The sequence below is a fragment of the Brevirhabdus pacifica genome, assembly GCF_002797755.1.
GTDB classification, from domain to species: Bacteria; Pseudomonadota; Alphaproteobacteria; order Rhodobacterales; family Rhodobacteraceae; genus Brevirhabdus; species Brevirhabdus pacifica.
The window spans coordinates 19,281-38,297 of the sequence record NZ_PGFI01000011.1 but is presented as its reverse complement, the minus strand read 5'-3'; the positions used below and the strand labels follow the sequence as shown (position 1 = coordinate 38,297).

Annotated in this window: 17 protein-coding genes; 10 read left to right on the top strand and 7 right to left on the bottom strand. The window is 68.8% G+C overall.

Annotated elements, in window-relative coordinates:
* Window positions 1-40: 40 nt before the first annotated feature.
* Window positions 41-727 (bottom strand): response regulator transcription factor, encoded by a 687-nt coding sequence (locus CLV77_RS00385; RefSeq protein ID WP_076979760.1) that lies wholly within the window; start codon window positions 725-727, stop codon window positions 41-43.
* 247 nt (window positions 728-974) lie between these two features.
* Between CLV77_RS00385 and ribA the strand changes: the two genes are divergently transcribed.
* Entirely contained in the window at window positions 975-2,060 is a 1,086-nt protein-coding gene (gene ribA, locus CLV77_RS00380) for a GTP cyclohydrolase II (RefSeq protein WP_076979761.1), read from the top strand.
* A complete protein-coding gene (locus CLV77_RS00375) occupies window positions 2,057-2,584 on the top strand; it encodes a L,D-transpeptidase family protein (RefSeq protein WP_076979762.1) in 528 nt (175 codons plus the stop codon). Before ribA ends, CLV77_RS00375 begins: the two co-directional genes overlap by 4 nt.
* A 78-nt stretch (window positions 2,585-2,662) precedes the next feature.
* Here CLV77_RS00375 and CLV77_RS00370 read toward each other — a convergent pair whose 3' ends face one another.
* The 3 genes from CLV77_RS00370 to CLV77_RS00360 all read right to left on the bottom strand — a co-directional run bounded on the left by CLV77_RS00370 (window position 2,663) and on the right by CLV77_RS00360 (window position 6,668).
* Window positions 2,663-3,319, bottom strand: coding sequence for a YggS family pyridoxal phosphate-dependent enzyme (locus tag CLV77_RS00370; RefSeq protein ID WP_076979763.1), 657 nt, complete (start codon window positions 3,317-3,319; stop codon window positions 2,663-2,665).
* Window positions 3,306-5,534 carry a tetratricopeptide repeat-containing sulfotransferase family protein gene (locus CLV77_RS00365; protein ID WP_076979764.1) on the bottom strand — a complete coding sequence of 743 codons (2,229 nt, stop codon included), beginning with the start codon at window positions 5,532-5,534 and terminating at the stop codon, window positions 3,306-3,308. Before CLV77_RS00365 ends, CLV77_RS00370 begins: the two co-directional genes overlap by 14 nt.
* A 168-nt stretch (window positions 5,535-5,702) precedes the next feature.
* Window positions 5,703-6,668 carry a porin gene (locus CLV77_RS00360; RefSeq protein ID WP_076979765.1) on the bottom strand — a complete coding sequence of 322 codons (966 nt, stop codon included), beginning with the start codon at window positions 6,666-6,668 and terminating at the stop codon, window positions 5,703-5,705.
* A gap of 417 nt (window positions 6,669-7,085) precedes the next feature.
* Between CLV77_RS00360 and CLV77_RS00355 the strand changes: the two genes are divergently transcribed.
* The 5 genes from CLV77_RS00355 (at window position 7,086) to CLV77_RS00335 (ending at window position 12,371) form a co-directional block, all read left to right on the top strand.
* The gene (locus tag CLV77_RS00355) at window positions 7,086-7,586 is read left to right on the top strand and encodes a DUF3576 domain-containing protein (RefSeq protein ID WP_100053127.1); all 501 of its coding nucleotides are present in this window, start codon (window positions 7,086-7,088) and stop codon (window positions 7,584-7,586) included.
* A 78-nt stretch (window positions 7,587-7,664) separates the two neighbouring features.
* Complete coding sequence (leuS, locus tag CLV77_RS00350; protein WP_076979767.1) at window positions 7,665-10,229, top strand: leucine--tRNA ligase; 2,565 nt, start codon at window positions 7,665-7,667, stop codon at window positions 10,227-10,229.
* Entirely contained in the window at window positions 10,216-10,749 is a 534-nt protein-coding gene (lptE, locus tag CLV77_RS00345) for an LPS assembly lipoprotein LptE (protein ID WP_076979768.1), read from the top strand. Before leuS ends, lptE begins: the two co-directional genes overlap by 14 nt.
* Window positions 10,746-11,771, top strand: coding sequence for a DNA polymerase III subunit delta (holA, locus tag CLV77_RS00340; RefSeq protein ID WP_076979769.1), 1,026 nt, complete (start codon window positions 10,746-10,748; stop codon window positions 11,769-11,771). The genes lptE and holA overlap by 4 nt, the downstream gene beginning before the upstream one ends.
* A 3-nt stretch (window positions 11,772-11,774) precedes the next feature.
* Window positions 11,775-12,371, top strand: coding sequence for a glutathione S-transferase family protein (locus tag CLV77_RS00335; RefSeq protein WP_076979770.1), 597 nt, complete (start codon window positions 11,775-11,777; stop codon window positions 12,369-12,371).
* A 10-nt stretch (window positions 12,372-12,381) separates the two neighbouring features.
* Here CLV77_RS00335 and CLV77_RS00330 read toward each other — a convergent pair whose 3' ends face one another.
* Genes CLV77_RS00330 through CLV77_RS00320 form a run of 3 tightly spaced genes read right to left on the bottom strand, consistent with a single transcriptional unit; the run spans window position 12,382 to window position 14,995 of the window.
* Window positions 12,382-13,611 carry a TIGR03862 family flavoprotein gene (locus CLV77_RS00330; protein WP_076979771.1) on the bottom strand — a complete coding sequence of 410 codons (1,230 nt, stop codon included), beginning with the start codon at window positions 13,609-13,611 and terminating at the stop codon, window positions 12,382-12,384.
* Window positions 13,612-13,634: 23 nt separating this feature from the next.
* Window positions 13,635-14,252 (bottom strand): enoyl-CoA hydratase/isomerase family protein, encoded by a 618-nt coding sequence (locus tag CLV77_RS00325; RefSeq protein ID WP_233128057.1) that lies wholly within the window; start codon window positions 14,250-14,252, stop codon window positions 13,635-13,637.
* Entirely contained in the window at window positions 14,249-14,995 is a 747-nt protein-coding gene (locus tag CLV77_RS00320) for an SDR family oxidoreductase (RefSeq protein ID WP_076979772.1), read from the bottom strand. The genes CLV77_RS00325 and CLV77_RS00320 overlap by 4 nt, the downstream gene beginning before the upstream one ends.
* A gap of 164 nt (window positions 14,996-15,159) precedes the next feature.
* Here CLV77_RS00320 and CLV77_RS00315 point away from each other — a divergent pair, with 164 nt between their 5' ends.
* The 3 genes from CLV77_RS00315 to CLV77_RS00305 all read left to right on the top strand — a co-directional run bounded on the left by CLV77_RS00315 (window position 15,160) and on the right by CLV77_RS00305 (window position 18,936).
* Entirely contained in the window at window positions 15,160-16,692 is a 1,533-nt protein-coding gene (locus CLV77_RS00315; RefSeq protein ID WP_076979773.1) for a DUF2125 domain-containing protein, read from the top strand.
* A gap of 122 nt (window positions 16,693-16,814) precedes the next feature.
* Complete coding sequence (locus CLV77_RS00310; RefSeq protein WP_076979774.1) at window positions 16,815-18,164, top strand: TldD/PmbA family protein; 1,350 nt, start codon at window positions 16,815-16,817, stop codon at window positions 18,162-18,164.
* The gene (locus CLV77_RS00305) at window positions 18,151-18,936 is read left to right on the top strand and encodes a 3'(2'),5'-bisphosphate nucleotidase CysQ (protein ID WP_076979775.1); all 786 of its coding nucleotides are present in this window, start codon (window positions 18,151-18,153) and stop codon (window positions 18,934-18,936) included. The genes CLV77_RS00310 and CLV77_RS00305 overlap by 14 nt, the downstream gene beginning before the upstream one ends.
* The last annotated feature ends 81 nt before the right edge of the window (window positions 18,937-19,017 follow it).

Sequence of the window (19,017 nt, the reverse complement as noted above, 5' to 3'; positions counted from 1 at the left end):
GAAGGGCCTTTCGGGCCTCAAGCGGCGCGCATATCCGCGCTCAGGCTACCAGGCGATAGCCGCCGGATTCGGTCACCAGAAGACTGGCGTTCGAGGGGTCCGGCTCGATCTTCTGGCGCAGACGGTAGATGTGGGTTTCCAGCGTGTGGGTGGTCACGCCGGCGTTGTAACCCCAGACCTCGTGCAGCAGCACGTCACGGGGCACCACCCCCTCGGAGGACCGGTAGAGGAACTTGAGGATGTTGGTTTCCTTCTCGGTCAGGCGGATCTTGCGCTCATTCTCGTCGATCAGCATCTTCATCGACGGCTTGAACGTGTAGGGCCCAAGCTGGAAGACCGCGTCCTCGGACTGTTCGTGCTGGCGCAGCTGGGCGCGGATGCGCGCCAGCAGAACCGGGAACTTGAAAGGCTTGGTGACATAATCGTTGGCGCCCGCGTCGAGGCCCAGGATGGTGTCGGCGTCGCTGTCATGGCCGGTCAGCATGATGACCGGGCATTTCACGCCCTGCTTGCGCAGAAGGCGGCACAGCTCGCGCCCGTCGGTGTCGGGCAGGCCCACGTCCAGGATCACCAGGTCGTAAAGGCTCTCCTTGACCCGCTCCATCGCCGACTGGCCGCTGTTACCCTCGATGACCTCGAAATCCTCGGTCATCACCAGCTGCTCGCTCAGCACCTCGCGCAGGTCGTCGTCATCGTCGACCAGCAGGATCTTCTTGACGTTGCTCATCTTGTCTCACTCCCTCTTGGGAACCGCGGCACTCCCCGGGATGCGGGAAGCGGGGCGGCCCGTTCAGGCGGAAGGTGTTGCCAGCCGGGCCCAACCTCAAGCTTTGCTGCATCCGCCTCACGCGCTCGTGTCGCGCAGCGGCCTATTGTTTCATATCTGTCGCAAACTCTGTACATCTTCACCTGCCCGCGCCACCCCGGCGCCCCCGCGACCGCCCCGGCAAGGGGCACCCAGGACGGACACAGACATGAGCCTTGCCCCCGGCATGACCGAACAACTGTCCCGCGCCCGCGCCGACCTGCGCCTCGGCGTGCCTGTGGTGCTGCACGACGGCACGCATGCCATCGTCGCCGCCGCGGCCGAGACACTTGGCAAGGTGCGCTGGCGCGCGATGCAGGAGTTGGGCGCGCCCCTGACCCTGGCCGTCACCGCCCGTCGCGCCGCCACCCTCAAGGCCCGCGCCTATGACGGGGATCTGGCACGTATCGCGGTACCGGCTTCGGCCGACCTGCGCTGGATCGCCCAGGTGGCCGACCCGGCCGACGACCTCAACGCCCCCATGAAAGGCCCCTTCCAGACCCTGCGCGAAGGGGACGCGACCCTGCACCGCGCCGCCATCGCCCTGCTGAAGGGCGCGCGCCTGCTGCCGGCCGCGCTGACCGCGCCCGTCGTGGGAAACGCCGCCGAATTCGCCGGGCGCCATGATCTCATCTCCATCCCCGTCGATCAGATCGACGACAGCGCGGCCCTGCTGGAAAAGGTCGTCAGCGCCCGCGTGCCCCTGGCCGCCGCCGCAGGCACCCGCCTGCACGTCTTCCGCCCCGAGGATGGCTCGGAAGAGCATTACGCCATCGAGATCGGCCAGCCCGACCGCGCCGCCCCGGTGCTGGCCCGGCTGCATTCGGCCTGTTTCACCGGCGACCTGCTGGGATCGCTGAAATGCGACTGCGGTCCGCAGCTTCGCGGCGCCCTGGCGCGGATGGGGGCAGAGGGCGCCGGCGTTCTCCTCTACCTCAACCAGGAGGGACGCGGCATCGGCCTCGTCAACAAGATGCGGGCCTATTCGCTTCAGGACCAGGGCTTCGACACGGTCGAGGCGAACCACCGTCTGGGCTTCGAAGATGACGAAAGGGATTTCCGCATCGGCACCGCCATCCTGAAATCCATGGGGTTCGGCGCCGTGCGGCTGATGACCAACAACCCCGCCAAGGTCGCGATGATGGAAGCCCAGGGTATCACCGTGACCGAGCGGGTGCCGCTCAAGATCGGCGAGAACCCCCATAACGCCGACTACCTTGCCACCAAGGCGGCCAAGTCGGGGCACCTGCTATGAGCGCGCCGCTCTCCCCCCGCGACCTCGTGGTCACGCCAACGGGCTGCCGCTTCCACGGCCGCGTCATGCCGTGCGTGATCGGGCGCGGCGGGCTTGTCCGCGACAAGCGCGAGGGCGATGGCGCCACTCCAATCGGCACCCACCGGATCACCGGCATGCTCTATCGTCCCGACCGGCTGCGCCCGCCCGCCGACTGGGCCCAGCCCATCGGCCCGGGCGATCTGTGGTCCGATGATGTCGCCGATCCCGCCTACAACCAGGCCGTCACCGCGCCGCACCCCTTCCGCCACGAGCGGCTGCGCCGGGCCGACCCTCTCTACGATCTCGTGCTGCTGACCGACTGGAACAGCGCCCCGCCGGTCCCCGGTCGCGGCTCGGCGATCTTCCTGCATACCTGGCGCCGCCCGGGCTTCCCGACCGAGGGCTGCGTCGCCTTCGCCCGCCCCGACCTGCTGTGGATCAGTGCGCGGCTTCGCCCCGGCGATCTGCTGCGCGTCCTGCCGCGCCCCCAGGCCACCGGCTGACCCGCCCCGCTTCATTGTCGTGAAAATATCCCGGCGCGGCGCCGGCCGCCCCCGCCCGACCCCGGGCATGGGCCCGGCCTAGCCCTCGGTCGTCCGCGCCCCGAAGATGGCCGATCCCACCCGCACGTGGGTCGCCCCGAAGGCCACCGCCTTCTCGAAATCCGCGCTCATCCCCATCGACAGCCCCTCAAGACCGTTGCGGGCGGCGATCTTTGCCAGCAATGCGAAATGCAGCGCCGCCTCTTCCTCGACGGGGGGGATGCACATCAGCCCCCGCACCGGCAGGTCCATGGCGCGGCACTCGGCGATGAAAGCATCGGCCTCGGCGGGCAGGATCCCGGCCTTCTGCTCTTCCTCGCCGGTGTTAACCTGAACGAACAGCTCGGGGCAGCGCCCCTCTTCCTGGGCCAGGCGGGCCAGGGTGCGGGCCAGCTTGGGCCGGTCCAGCGAATGGATCGCCTCGAAGAGGTCCAGCGCCTGGCGTGCCTTGTTGGTCTGCAGCGGCCCCAGCAGGTGCACGGCGACACCCTCGTGGCGGGCGCGCAGTTCGGGCCATTTGCCGGCCGCCTCCTGCACGCGGTTCTCGCCGAACAGGCGGTGGCCTGCCTCCAGCACCGCCTCGATCCGCGGCAGTGGCTGCACCTTCGACACGGCAATCAGCTCGACCGAGCCCTCGGGCCGGCCGGCGGCGCTCTCGGCGGCCCTTAGCCGCGTCCTGATCTCATCCAGCGACATCGTCATCCTCCTCCAGATCAAGGGCCTCCAGCATCGGCGCCAACTCGTCGCGATAGCGCCGCCACCCCTTCAGCGAGGAGGCATAGATCGGTTGGCGGACCTGGTAAACCGACAGGGTGCGCACCTCGTGGCGGGCCTGGTGAAAGCTCAGGCAGCCCGGCTCGAACTCAAGCGCGCAGGCCTCCAGCAGCCGCCGCGTCTCGCCCTCGGGATCGGCAACCAGCGCCTCATAGGAGATCTCGACGAACCAGCCGGGGAACTTCTGGCGCCAGATGCGGATCGTCTCGTCGAAAAGCTTCCAGGTCTCGGCCAGGTCGCGCAGGTCGCTGGCATAGCCATAGCTGCCGGCGGCAAAACTGTTGCGATAGATCGACAGAAGCGTGTCGCGAGGATCCCGGCGCACCACCACCACCCGGCTGGCAGGCAGGGCCAAGCGGATAAGCGGCATCACCCGGTAGGTCTGGATCGACTTGTCGATGACGCGCCGCCCGTCGAGATCAATGCCCGCCCGTTCCAGCAGTTTGCCGTACCGGTGGCCGAGGGCCGCGATCTCCTCGTCCTGCAGGCTATCCACGGGCCGAAAACCGGGGGCCTCCCCCTCCGCCCCGGCCCCGATTGCGCTCAGCAGGCGCCCGGCCTCGCGCGCGGCCAGGCCGATCTCGCCGATGCCGCGGGTGCGGGAATGGCTGGCCAGGATCTGCTCGACCAGCGTCGTGCCCGACCGGGGCATGCCGGTCACGAAGATGGGGGCCAGATCGCTCGTCCCGGCGGGGGGCGTGGCGCCCGCACCGAGGCCCGCGAAGGCGGCCGTCATGGCCCGCGCGTGGCGAAGCTCGGCCTTGATGTCATAGGGGGACTGGCGGCGGGCGGCGGCGTTGGCCGCGTGCAGGTAGCCCATCACCCGGTCATGCCGGCCCAGGTCCTCCATGACCTTGGCCAAGGCAAATCCCAGCGCGCTGCGCTCGGCATCCGACAGGGTTGCTTCGTCAAAACGGGCCGCCATCCGTTGGAGGTGCGGGTCATCCTCGCTCAGCTTCACGCTCAGGGCATAGCCGCGAAAGATCTCCGCATCCTCCGGTGCAAGCGCCAGTGCTGCTTCGAAGGCGGCGCGGGCCTCGGCGAAGGCCCCGGTGGTTTGCAGAAGGGAGGCTTTGCGCGACAGGATCGCGGCCCCTGCGGGTGCCTCCCCCTCGACCTGGGCCAGCAGACGGTCGTGAAGCGCCAGCGCCTCTGCCGCGCGGCCCAGTCGGGCCAGCGCCTCGGCAAGGCGCAGCCCCGCCTCCGGGCCCGGGTCCAGCGCCACCAGCTTGCGAAAGCTTTCCTCGGCCCCGACGAAATCCCGCTCCTGCATCTGCTGGTCGCCCAGGATGGCGAGGGGGATGGCGTCGGCCCCGGGGGCCTTCGAGGGCAGGGCAAGCGCCCGGCGCGCCGCCGCGATGGCGGCGGGTGCGTCGCCCCCGTCGGCCAGCATGCGGGCAAGGTCAATCCAGGCGCGGCGCATGCCCGGCAGCAGCGCCAGGGCCTTTCGGGTGGCCGCCAGCGCCTCGGCCCCGCGCCCCGTGGCGGCAAGGATCCGGCCCCGGGCAGCGTGGGCCTCGGCATAGTCCGGCGCCAGAGTGATGGCCTGCTCGACCGCCTTCAGCGCCGCGCCGTGTTGCTTCTGGGCGGCCAGCACGTCGGCCCGGATCGCGTGCAGCGCCGGGGCACGGGTGTTGCCGGCCAGCAGCGCCTCGATCCGTTTGCGGGCCTGGTCAAGGCGGCCGGCGGCCAGCGCCTCGATCGCCTGCTGCACTTGCCGGGGGTCGGCCGTGCCGATGTCGGCGCGGGTCGCGGACTTGGCGCGGGCGGGCGGGCGGGCGCGTTCCTGCACCTTCAGAAGAGCGGCCGGGGACAGTCGGGCCTTCTTCGCGCGGGCCAGGAAGTCACGGGTCAGGGCGGCATCGTCCAGGGCGCGCACGGCCTGGGCGGCCTCGGTCCAGATCGCGGGCTCACCGGGCTTAAGGGCCAACGCCCGTTCGAACCCCTCAAGGGCGGCGCCGGGATTGCCTTGGGCGGCGTCGATACGGGCGGCCTGGAAATGAACCTCGGCCAGGCCGGTGTTGGCGGTCAGAATGCGCTGGTAGATCGCGCGCGCCTCGTCCAGCCGGCCCGCCGCCTGAAGGCCCATCGCCTGCTTGTAGAGGGCTGGGATCTGGGCGGGGTTGACGGGGATCATCGGCGCGGCTCGTCACTGGTTCGGGTGCGGGCCGGCGGTCGGTCGCTTCGGGACTGTCGGCACGGCTGGCCTAGCACGACGGCGGAACCCTGTCGAACCCGCGATAGCCCAAAAGAAAAGGAGCGGGCCAAGGCCCGCTCCTCTCTGTCGTTTCAGATCCGGTTGGGATCAGAAGGACATGGATGCGCCGAACGAGTACATGTCGGTCGAAGCGCCAGCGGCGGGCTCGTTCTTGCCGTAGCCAGCCAGCAGCTTCAGGCCGCCGCCCAGGTCGTAACCAGCAGCCAGGCCGTAGCCCGAGGTCTTGCCAGCGTTGTCCGGGTCGAACTGACCGTAGTTGGCGTGCAGCGAAACTGCACCGGCCGAGTAGCCAACGCCAACACCGATGTGCTTGCCGTCAACGCCAGCGGCGCCGCCGATGTCGTTCATCATGGTGTAGGTGACGCCAGCCGAGACGCCAGCAGCCATCTTGGTGCCAACCGAGATACCGGTCTGCGAGGTTTCGCCAGCGGCCAGAGTGGCCTGCTGATGACCAACGCCGAGGTTCAGCGTGGTGCCGCCCAGGTCGAGGTTGTACTTCACACCGACGGCGTAGCCGACGTTGCGAACGGGAGCGGTGTCGTCAGCTTCGATCGACACGGCGAAACCGAAGTCGCCGTAGGTGTTGTCGTAGCGAACGATCTGGCCGTCATACGAACCGTCGAGGTACGCACCGAGGTAACCGGCGTGCGAGGTCTCGTCGTCGTTGATCGAACCGGGGTTGCCGACGTTGCCGGCTTCGGTCATGGCCCAGTCCAGAGCGCCATCGGTGTCGCCCATGGTCAGGGTGCCGAAGTCGCCGGAGACGAAGATGCTTGCGCCACCGTCGTCAGCGTTGTTGGCCAGCGCGCCGTTGGGGGCTGCGCCGTTGGTGCCCTGCCAGGATTCGTCCAGGTCGATCGAAGCGCCGAACGACAGGCCGTTGTCGGTGGTGCCCGACATGCCGAAGGTCACGTCCAGATCCTGGAAGAACTGAGTTTCAATACCGGTACCGCCGAAGATACCCATTTCGGCCTTGCCGCTGACTGCAACTTCGGCAGCTGCAACACCAGCAGTGGCAACCAGAGCCGTGGAAGCAAAGAGAACCTTTTTCATGGTTTTCCCTCATTTCGTTAAAAGGTGCACCTCAATCCAGCGTCTCCGAATTGAGTATGCTGCTTCATCCCCCTTTGCCGTCTTCAATGCAACATGCCCAAGGAACCCCCCCGGAGAGTCCCGTTTGATGGTGCAGCTTTGCCACAGTGATCCGCCCGGCCCCCGTCGCCCCCTCCCCGGCCGCTTTCACCGGGCCCGCGCGGCCCGCGGGATCGCTTGGCGGGAGGCCGGGATGCCGGGCACTGCGCCACCGCATCCCCTCGCGGGCGCGCGCGAGGGGATGACTGAGGGGATGGCGTCGCACGCCGGCGGAAACGGGCCGTGGTGGCCGGGGCGCGGCAGGGGAAAACCCTTGTCGGCCTGATTCCGCTAAGTTACACCGGCAGGAGCGATCCAAGGCACAAGGTGACGGGACCGATGATTTTGCGTAAACTGCTACTTGTTGGCCTGCTGGCGAGCCTGGCCGCCTGCGGAAACTCGTCGCCCTTCGGCAGCTCCGACGCCGATGCCTACGAGCGCAACCAGCGCCGCGCGAAGCAGCAGCTTGAGGCCAACGGAGTTCTGCAACCCAAGCGCGAATCCATCTTCGACCTGTTCCAGAACCGCGACGATCCCAACACCACGATCGAGGTGAACAAGTACCTCTGGACGGCGGCACAGGACGTGCTGTCCTTCCTGCCGATCGAGTCTGTCGATCCCTTCTCGGGCGTGATCGTCATGGGCTATGGCACGCCGCCGGGATCGAACCGCGCCTACCGCGCCACCGTCTATGTCCGCGACCCGGCGCTTGACGCCCGCTCGCTCAACGTCGCGATCCGCACCCGCTCGGGTCCCGCATCCCGCGAGACCGTGCGCGCGGTCGAGGATGCGATCCTGACCCGCGCCCGGCAGCTTCGGATCGCCGACTCGAAGCTCTAGCACTTCGATCCGCGACGACGTATCAACACGCCGGGCCCGCGCGCCCGGCGTTTCCATGTCCAAAGGAAGAATAAGCCCATGTCCCGCCTGAACACCGCCGAGGTCGAACCCAAATGGCAAAGCGCCTGGGAAGAGGCCGGCGTCTTCACCGCGACCCGCGACGAGTCGAAGCCGAAATACTACGTGCTCGAGATGTTCCCCTATCCCTCGGGGCGGATCCACATGGGCCACGTGCGCAACTACACGATGGGCGACGTGATCGCGCGCTACAAGATCTCGACCGGGCACAACGTCCTGCATCCGATGGGCTGGGACGCCTTCGGCATGCCGGCCGAGAACGCCGCAATCGAACGCGGCGGCCATCCCGCCACCTGGACCTATGACAACATCGCGGACATGCGCGCCCAGATGAAGCCGCTGGGCCTCAGCATCGACTGGAGCCGCGAGTTCGCGACCTGCGACCCCGAGTATTACGGCCAGCAGCAGGCGATGTTCATCGACATGCTCGACAAGGGGCTGGTCTATCGCAAGAACGCGGTGGTCAACTGGGACCCGGTGGACATGACCGTGCTGGCCAACGAACAGGTGATCGACGGGCGGGGCTGGCGTTCGGACGCGCCGGTCGAACGGCGCGAGCTGACCCAGTGGTTCTTCCGCATCTCGGATTTCGCCGACGAGCTGCTCTCGGCGCTGGACGGTCTGGACAACTGGCCCGAGAAGGTCCGCACCATGCAGGCCAACTGGATCGGCCGGTCGCGCGGTCTGGAATTCGCGTTCCAGCTGACGGCCCCCACCAATGGCTTTGCCGAGCTGCCGGTCTACACCACCCGGCCCGACACCCTGCTGGGCGCCAGCTTCGTCGGTATCTCGCCCGACCATCCGCTGGCCAAGTCGCTGGAAGAGGGCAACCCCGAGCTTGCGGCCTTCAGCGCCGATTGCCGCCGCATGGGCACCTCTGAGGCCGATATGGAGAAGGCCGAGAAAAAGGGCTTTGATACAGGGCTGCGGGTGCGCCACCCGCTGAACCCCGCGTGGGAGCTGCCGGTTTGGGTCGCCAACTTCATCCTGATGGATTACGGCACCGGCGCCGTTTTCGCCTGCCCGGCCCACGATCAGCGGGATCTGGATTTCTGTCGCAAATACGACTTGCCGGTGACGGACACGTTCTTCGCCCTCGACAACCCCCGCCCCGTCGAGGACGAGGCCTTCGTGCCCCCCAAGACCGAGCCCGTGCGCTGGGTCGATCATTTTGCCGGGCTGGACGTCGCCACCGGCCAGGAGGCGATCGACGCCACCATCGACCTTGCCGAGAAACAGGGCTGGGGCAAGGGCGTCACCCAGTTCCGCCTGCGCGACTGGGGCCTGTCGCGGCAACGCTACTGGGGCTGCCCGATCCCGGTCGTCCACTGCGACGCCTGCGGCGTGGTGCCCGAGAAAAAGGAAAACCTGCCGATCGAACTGCCGCGCGACGTCAGCTTCGACAAGCCCGGCAACCCGCTGGACCGGCACCCGACATGGCGCGACTGTGCCTGCCCCGCCTGCGGCCAGCCCGCCAAGCGCGAAACCGACACGATGGACACGTTCGTCGACAGCTCGTGGTATTACGCGCGCTTCACCTCGCCCCGGGCCGCGACGCCCACCGATGCCGAGGACGCGGCCTACTGGATGAATGTCGACCAGTATATCGGCGGGATCGAACACGCGATCCTGCACCTGCTTTACTCGCGCTTCTTTGCCCGCGCGATGAACCAGACCGGCCACCTGCCCGAAAAGGCGATCGAGCCGTTTAACGCGCTTTTCACCCAAGGCATGGTGACCCACGAGATCTATGTCACCCAGGATGACAAGGGCCGCCCGGTCTACCATCTGCCCGAATCCATCGAATGGACCGAGTCCGGCGCGCGCCTGGGCGAGTCGGGGGCCCCCGTGCAGGTGATCCCCTCGGCCAAGATGTCGAAATCCAAGAAGAACGTGGTCGACCCGGTCAACATCATCGAGGCTTACGGCGCCGATACGGCCCGTTGGTTCATCCTGTCCGACTCGCCCCCCGAGCGCGATGTCGAATGGACCGCCGCCGGGGCCGAGGCCGCCTTCCGTCACCTCAACCGGGTCTGGCGCATTGCCACCGACGCCGCCGAGGCATCGGATGCCGCCGGGGATGCCGCCGAGGACCAGGCGCTTGACCGCGCCACCCACCGGGCCATCGCCGACGTGACCGAGGGTGTCGAGAACTTCGCCTTCAACGCGGCCGTCGCCAAGCTTTACGGGTTCACCAACACGCTGGCGAAATCCAAGGCCAGCGGGCAGGCGCGCCGCCGCGCTGTCGCGACGCTGGCCCAGCTGATGAGCCCGATGACCCCGCACCTGTCCGAGGAGATCTGGGCGCTGCTGGGCAACGTGGGGCTGGTGGTGCGGGCGCCCTGGCCCAAGGCCGACCCTGCCCTGCTGGTCGAGGACAGCGTCACCCTGCCCATCCAGATCAATGGCAAGCGCAAGTCCGAGATCACCGTGGCCGCGGACCTGCCCCGCGAAGAGGTTGAAAAGATCGCCCTTGCGGATAAAGCTGTCCAGAAGGCGCTGGCCGGTGGTCAGCCGCGCAAGCTGATCGTGGTTCCGGGCCGGATTGTGAATGTCGTCATCTGATCGCCGCCTCTTTCTCGCCCGCCTGGGCGCCGGCACGCTGGGGCTTGGCGCCGCGGTCGGGCTGGGCGGCTGTGGCTTCACCCCGGTCTATGGGCCCGGCGGCAGTGCCGCGGGCCTGCGTGGCCGCATTCGCGTCGGCGATCCCAAAAGCCGTCGCGGCTTCATGCTGGTGGGTCGGCTGGAAGAACGGTTGGGCCGCCCCTCGGCCCCCGATTTCGAGCTGGATTTTAAGCTGGGCACCCGTAGCGAGGGGGTCGCGATCAGCTCGTCCAACGACATCGAGCGCTACCAGCTTTTCGGCAACGTCGATTTCACCCTGCGCCCGCTTGGCGGCACCCAGGTCCTGACCACGGGCCGGGTCCGCAGCTTCACCTCCTACTCGACCACCTCGTTGACCGTCGGCACGCTGGCGGCGGAAGAGGATGCCTATGACCGGCTGATGGTCTCGCTGGCCGACCTGGTGGTGGCCGAGCTTCTGGCGACGGCGGTGGACTGGAACGCGGGGGGCCGCGCGCGATGAAGCTGTCGCCGCGCGATGCCGGGCGGTATTTCGCAAAGCCCGATCCCGACCGCGCCGGCATCCTGATCTACGGCGCCGACGCCATGCGCGTGGCCCTGAAGCGCCAGGAACTGATCGCCGCCCTCGTCGGCCCGACCGGCGAGGAGGAGATGCGCCTCACGCGGCTTCCCGCGGCCGAGGTTCGCAAGGACCCCGCCCTGCTGCTGGATGCGCTGAAGGCACGGGGATTCTTTCCCGGCCCCCGCGTCGTCTTTGTCGAGGAGGCGACGGACCAACTGGCGAAACCCGCGACCACCGCCCTGGCCGAGTGGCAGAAGGGCGATGCGCAGCTTGTCGTGACCGCCGGGCAACTGACGGCCAAGTCAGCCCTGCGCAAGCTTTTTGAAGGGCATCCCTCGGCCTATGCCGCCGGGATCTACGACGATCCGCCCGGACGTGAGGAGATCGAGGGCCTGTTGAAGAAAGCTGGGCTTGCCCAGATCGAGCCCGAGGCGATGACAGACCTGGGCGCCCTGGCCCGCGAGATCGACCCCGGCGATTTCCGCCAGACGCTGGAAAAGCTGTCGCTTTACAAGCTCGGCGACAACAGCGCCGTCACCTCGGACGAGGTCGCCGCCTGCGCCCCCGCCACCATCGAGGCCGAGACCGACGACATCCTCAACATCGCCGCCGAGGGGCGCCTGTCCGAAATCGGCCCCGTCATGCGCAAGCTGGAGGGCCAGGGCGTGCAGCCCGTCGGCCTGACCATCGCCGCCACCCGCCATTTCCGCCTGTTGCACGCGGCCAGCAACGATCCGGGCGGCGCGGCCGCGGGCCTGTCGCGGGCGCGCCCGCCGGTCTTCGGGCCGCGACGGGACCGCATGGCCCGCCAAGCCCAGAGCTGGGGCACCCACAAACTGGAATCGGCGCTGGGAATGCTGACCGATACCGACCTGCAACTGCGCTCGGCCGGGCAGATCGCCCCGGCCATGGCGCTTGTCGAACGCACTCTCATCCGCATTGCCATGCTGGGAAGGAAATAGCCCGTGTATACAGTCATCGGACCCGTCAAAAGCCGCGCCCTGCGCGTCCTGTGGATGCTTGAGGAGCTGGGCGAACCCTACGAGCATCGTCCCGAGGCGCCGCGCTCCGACGCGGTGCGCGCGCTCAACCCCTCGGGCAAGGTGCCGGTGCTGCTGGCCGATGGCGCGGCGATCACCGACTCGACCGCGATCCTCCAGTTCCTGGCCGACCGCCACGGTCGCCTGACCCATGAGGCCGGCACGCTGGCGCGCGCCCGCCAGGACGGCATGACCCATTTCGTTCTGGACGAGATGGACGCGATCCTTTGGACCGCCGCGCGCCACAGCTTCATCCTGCCCGAGGAACGGCGCCTGCCCGAGATCAAGGACAGCCTGAAGTGGGAGTTCACCCGCAGCCTCGAGCGGCTGGAAGAGCGGCTGGGCGACCAGCCCTTCCTGATGGGCGAAGAGATGACCGTGCCCGACATCCTGTGCGGCCATTGCGGCAACTGGGCCACCAACGCACGTTTCCCCGTGCCCGAGGAGGGGCCGGTGGCCGCGTATTTCCAACGGTTGCGCGATCGGCCTGCCTTCGGCCGCGCCGTGGCGCAGGCGGCCTAGGCCGCCCGGCTCAGTCCTTGGGCGATCCGGCCAGGCGGGCGGCGGCGGCGCGGCCCGCGTGCCGGCCCGTGGCAAGACAGGCGGTCAGAAGGTAGCCGCCGGTCGGCGCCTCCCAATCCAGCATCTCGCCCACGGCGAAGACCCCCGGCAGGGCGCGCAGCATGAGATCTTCGTCCAGCGCGTCCCAACGGATGCCTCCGGCGGTTGAAATCGCCTCTTCGATGGGGCGCAGGCCCTGATGGGCCACGGGCAGGGCCTTGATCAGTGCCGCCAGATCCCCGGCCTCCTCGGGCAGGGGGCGGCCAAATTCCTGCAACAGCGCCAGCTTGACCGGGTCGAGGCCCAGCGCCTTGCGGATATGGTTGGCCCGGCTCTGCTTGCCACGAGGGCGCCCCAAGCGTTCGGCTACCCGCTGGGCCCCCAGATCAGGGCAAAGGTCGAGGCAAAGGCGCGCGCCCTCGCGGACGGGTTTCGAGATGCTGTAGACGCCGCCCCCTTCCAGGCCACGGGCGGTGATGACGAATTCGCCCCGGCTGAGGTGGCGCTGCCCGTTGTCACCCTGGGCCAGCAGAGCGACACCCTTTACCGGCGCGCCGTGGTGGCGGGTCATGTGATCGCTCCAATCCACGGCGAGTCCGGCGTTGGCCGGGCGCAGGGGGGCGATGGCGACACCCGCCTCCTCCAGTGCGCCCACCCAGGCGCCGTCCGAACCCAGGCGCGGCCAGCTTGCCCCGCCCAGCGCCAGCACCGTCACGCGGGGGCGCAGTGTCAGCGGCCCGTCCGGCGCCTCGAAGCAAACCGCGCCACCTTCGGCAAACCCGGTCCAGCGCCAGCGCGTCCGGGTTTCGACCCCTTGGCCGGCCAGCCGCGCCAGCCAGGCCCGCAGCAGTGGCGAGGCCTTCATCGCCTTGGGAAAGACTCGCAGCGAGGTGCCGGTGAAAACCTCCTGCTCCAACCCCTCGGCCCAGGACACGACCGCCCGGGGACCGAATTCGGCCAGCATCGGGGCCAGGGGCGCGGATGCCTCTTCGTAGGCGGCAAGGAAACGCGCGTCATCCTCGTCGCGGGTCAGGTTCAGGCCTGACTTACCGGCCATCAGGAACTTGCGCCCGAGACTGGGCCGGGCGTCGGCCACCAGCACGCGGTGGCCCGCGCGTGACAGTTCCTCGGCGGCCATCAGCCCGGCCGGGCCGCCGCCGATCACCAGCGCGTCGGGCGTCACCTCGTCGAAATCGCTCATCGCATATCGCCTTTCGGACCCGCCTAGCGCAGCAGGTCCTTGATTGCCGCCACGTGGGCCGGGATGGCGTTGACCGCGTCCCGGGTCACATCCCGGATCGCCTGTTCCAGACCCCGGCGCGGCACCAGGCGGTCAATCAGCCCGAAGGACAGCGCCTCCTGGTCCGACAGGCGAGCGCCGCCGATCAGGACCATGCGCGCCCGGGCCGGACCCACCAGCGCCGCCAGCCGGGCCGGATCCGACGGCTGTGGCTGAAAGCCCAGCCGCAGCACGGGATAGAAGAACTCCGCCCCCTCGACCCCGATCCGCAGGTCGCAGGCCATCGCCATGCCGAAGGCGCCCCCCGCCAGCGTCCCGTTGAGGGCAGCGACCGTCAGGAAGGGCAGCGCGGCGACCCGCGACGACAGCCGTTCCCAGATATCGTCAAGGGCCAGGCCGGCGCGGGCCTCTTCCAGATCGGCGCCGGCGCTGAAGACATGCCCGCGCCCGGTCAGCACCAGCGCGCGCGCCCCCTGGACCGAAGCGTCGTCCATCACCGCCGTCAACTGAACCAGCATGTCGCGGGTCAGGGCGTTGGCCTTCTCGGGACGGTTGAGCGTGACTATCCAGCACGGTTGCGACTTGTCGACCTCGATCGTCACAAGCCGATCCTCTGTCGCATGGCCGGATCGCGCAGGGAAATCTCCTCGCCCAGGAAATCGTCCGAGCTTGCGTCGGCCATCCAGAGAAGGGCCTGGGCGGGCCATTCGGGCGGGATGTGGTCGGACCAGTCCAGACGGCTGACGGGGTTGATGCCCGAGGCCTTGATCTCGCGCTGCATCTGGGTCGCGACGGTGCCGGGCGAAAGGCCCATGGCCCGGATGCCTTGCGCGGCCGCCTCGTGGTGCAGGCTGCGGGTCAGCATCGCCGCCCCGGCCTTGGAGGCGCAATAGGCGCTCCAACCCTCGACGGGGTAGTGGGCCGCGCCGGAGGACACGGTCAGGATGCTGCCGCCACCGGCCTCGATCATTACGGGAAGTGCCGCGCGCATGCCGTGGTAGACGCCCTTGAGATTGACATCGATCGCCAGCGACCATTCGTCGGGATCGGTGTCGGCGAAGGGGGCGATGGGATCGATGACCCCGGCGTTGTTGATCACGACGTCCAGGCTGCCGAAGGCCTTGATCGTGGCCTCGACCGCTGCCTGCATCTCCCAGAAGCGGCTGACGTCGCAGGGGATGGCCAGGGCTTTCGGCCCGATCCGGCCCGCCAGGTCCGCGATCGCCTCCCGGCTGCGGGCCAGCAGGACCACGTTGGCACCGGCTTCCGCAAAGGCCAGCGCGGCGGATTCACCGATGCCCCGGCTGGCGCCAGTTATCAGAACCGTCTTCGAGTCAAACCGCATTGGAATACTCCCTCCCTCCACGTGGAAATCCGCATCCGCCGACCTGTCGAATACAGGAGCTACGCCCTTCAAGACCAGAGTTCCACAGGATTCCGTCCTTGACCGGTCGGTTGCCCATGACCCAAGCTGGTCTCGTCAATTTCTATTTCGAACGGATTTTAGTGATGTTTCGCACTGCTGTCGCCATTGGCGGACTGCTGGCGCTTTATCTGGTTCCTTCTGTCGCACGCGCCGCCATGACACCCCAAGAAGCTTGGGAATTCGTCCTCTCGCTGAACGCGGGCTATGGCGTCACCATGGAGTCCGCGGCCCGTGACGAGGGCCCCGACGAGTTGATTCTCCACGATGTCTCCTACGCGATGCCCCTGCCCGGCGGAACGCTGGAGGGCAGCATCGGCGAGATCCGGCTGACCCGGGTGGAGGGCGGCGATATCCTGTTCGAGATGAGCGCGCAGCACATGATGCGCCTGCAAGTCGTGGCCGACGACCAGTCGCCGCCGCTGGTGGCCGATGTCCTGATGGAGACCCCCGGCCTCAGCATCAGCTTGGCCGGCACGCCCGATGACGCGCTGATCGACTATTTCGCGCCCGCCATCACCCTCAGCCTGGACGGGATCGAAAGCGGCGCGAACCGGCTGCCGTTGCAGGCGGTCGTCGACCTTGAGGGGCTGGAGATGACCTACCGCGTCGCCGGTGAAGGGCCCACCGCCGTCGCCCGCGAGACCATCACCGACGGAACCATCGCGGCGGCGGGTTTCGTGGTGTCGCTGGCCAAGCCCGGCGGTGACGGCCAGTTCGACGCCGAAGGCGCCTTCGTCGAGATCGGCTTCAGCGGCTCGGGGGCCAGCGGTCAGCAGCCGGTGGACCTGGCCGAGACCACCCTGCCGGAACTGCTGCGTCAGGGTTTCGAAAGCGACCTCAGCCTCAGCCACACGGGCAGCGATCTATCGTTCAGCCTGGTGGATGGGACCGCCAACGCCGCCGGGCACGTCACCTCGGACAACGGCCGGCTGGACCTGTCGCTGTCCCAGGCCGGGCTGCGCTATGCGGGTGCGACCGAGGCCATCGCCGCCAGCTTCGAAAGCTCCGAACTGCCGATGCCCCCCGTCTCGGCCCAAGCGGAGGCGCTGGAATTCTCCGTCGGCCTGCCGGTGCAGAAATCCGACACGCCCGAGGATGTCGATATCCTGGTCGATGTGGCCGAACTCAGCCTTGCCGACCCGATCTGGCAGATGCTGGACCCGATGGGCGTGCTGCCCCGCGAACCGGCCAGCCTGGTGATCGACATGGCCGCGAAGGCCAACTGGTTCGGCGACATCCTCGAGGAACCCGAGGCGATCGGCGCCATCGGTCCCGAGGCCGGAGAGATCCACGCCCTCGACGTGCGGCGAATTCGGTTGCGGGCCGCGGGCGCGGATCTGACGGGCGCCGGCAGCTTCACCTTCGACAACAAGACCCCGTCGCCCTTCGGGCCCGGACCGAAACCCGTGGGCCACGCGCAGCTTCGCCTCGACGGGGCGGAGGCACTGTTGCAGAACCTCACCCGGATGGGGTTGCTGCCCCAGCAGCAGGCGATGATGGCCCAGATGATGCTGGGCATGTTCGGCCGCACCGTCGAGGGGGAGGATGCCGTCACCTCCGAGATCGAAATCACGCCCGATGGCGGGATCCTGGCCAACGGACAGCGTGTCCAGTAACTCGCAATGATGCCGTAAACACCGTCCGGCCCCCCGCTCCTGCGCCTGCCGGGGCCAAGGCAGCTTGCGTCGCGGCCTTCGGGGCACTACCTCCGACAGGTCAGGAACAGACGGGACTTCACATGACGCAGACCTCCTTGCCCGATTTGACCGCCGCACTGCTGGACCTTGCCAAAAGCGCGGGGGCCGAGGCGGCCGATGCCCTGGCCGTCGACGGGCGGTCGGTCTCGATCGACGTGCGCGGCGGCGCGCTGGAACACGCCGAACGCGCTGAGGGGATCGAGATTGGCCTGCGCGTGCTGATCGACGGGCGGCAGGCCTGTGTCTCGGCCTCGGACACCCGCCACGACACTTTGGCCGAGATGGCCGAGCGTGCCGTCGCCATGGCGCGCGAGGCGCCGCGCGACCCCACCCTGGGCCTGGCAGACCCCGCCGCCCTGGCGACCGGTTGGGACGCCGCCGCGCTGGAACTGTCGGATCCCGCGCCCGAACCCGACCCCGCCGCCCTGGAGGAGGATGCCCGCCGCGCCGAGGCCGCCGCCCTGGAGGTGCCCGGCATCAGCAAGATCGACACCGCCTCGGCCGCCTATGGCGCGCGGCGCCTGCACCTGGCCGCGACCAACGGCTTCTCGGGTGGCTATTCGCGCACCGACCGGGCGCTTTCCTGCGTCGCCATCACCGGCGAGGGCACGGGGATGGAACGTGACTATGCCGGCGAGGTGCGCATCTTCCAGTCGGACCTGCCCAGCCCCGAGGAGATCGGCCGCCTGGCTGCTGAGCGCACGATCGCCCGCGCCGGCGCCCGCCAACCCGGCACCGGGACATATCCGGTCCTGTTCGACGAACGGGTCTCCGGCAGCCTGATCGGCCACCTGCTGGCCGCGATCAACGGCTCCGCCATCGTGCGCGGCTCGTCCTGGCTGCGTGATGCGATGGACCAGCCGGTTCTGCCCGACGCCCTGTCGCTGGTCGAGGATCCGCACCGGCCCCGGGTCGGCGGCTCCCGCCCCTTCGACGGCGAGGGGCTGCCCACCGCGCGCCGCGCCATTGTCGAGGACGGGGTTCTTCGGGGTTGGACGCTGGATCTGTCCAGCGCGCGCAAGCTGGGGCTTGCCTCCTCGGCCAATGCCAGCCGGGGCGTTTCCTCGCCACCCTCGCCTTCGGCCGGGAACGTGACGCTGACCCCGGGCTCGCACAGCCGCGACGATCTGGTTGCGCAGATGGGCACCGGCCTGCTTGTGACCTCGATGATCGGCTCCTCGATCAATCCCAACACGGGCGACTATTCGCGCGGCGCCTCGGGCTTCTGGGTCGAGAACGGCGAGATTGCCTACCCGGTCAACGAATGCACCATCGCGGGCAACCTGCGCACCATGCTGCGCGGGATCATTCCCGCCAACGACGCGCGCCAGTACCTTGGCCGCGTCGTGCCCTCGCTTCTGGTCGAAGGGATGACCCTTGCCGGAAAGTGAGCTGTCGCTGCTGAGCGAGGCCGCCCGCGAGGCCGGGCGCATCGCGATGGGGTTCTGGCGCCGCCAGCCCAAGGTCTGGGACAAGGAACTGGGCCTCGGCCCGGTGACCGAAGCCGATCTGGCAGTGGACCGCATGCTTCACGAACGCCTGCTCGGGGCGCGGCCCGACCACGGCTGGCTGTCCGAGGAGACGCCAGATACCGACAGTAGGCTGGGCACGCGGCGCACCTTCATCGTGGACCCGATCGATGGCACCCGCGCCTTTGTCGAGGGCAATCCCACCTTCGCTCATTCCCTTGCCCTGGCCGAGGATGGCCAGGTGGTCGCGGGCGTCGTCTACCTGCCCGAGCCCGACCTGCTATATGCGGCGACCCGGGGGGGCGGCGCCACCCTGAACGGCCGGCCGCTGAAGCTTGGCACCGCCAAGGCCGGGGCCGAGGGCGCACGCATCCTGGCCGCCCGACCCGTGTTCGACGGGCATCACTGGACCGGCGGCGCCCTGCCGGCCGAACGCCATTTCCGCGCCTCGCTGGCCTATCGCATGTGCCTGGTCGCCGAGGGGCGGTTCGACGCGATGATTACCCTGCGCGACAGCTGGGAATGGGACATCGCCGCCGGCACACTGATCGTCGAGGAGGCGGGCGGCACCGTCAGCGACCGCCACGGCGCGCCGCTTAGCTTCAACCACCCGGTGCCGCGTCGCCCGGGTGTGCTGGCCGCCGGCGCGGACCTGCAACGCGATCTGCTGTCACGGCTGCGGGTTCCGCAGTAGGATCGAACCGGGCCGCCCGATGCGGCGGACCCGGCGCCACATCCCCGACGGCTTGACCGGGCGGGGCTTTGCAATAGGGTG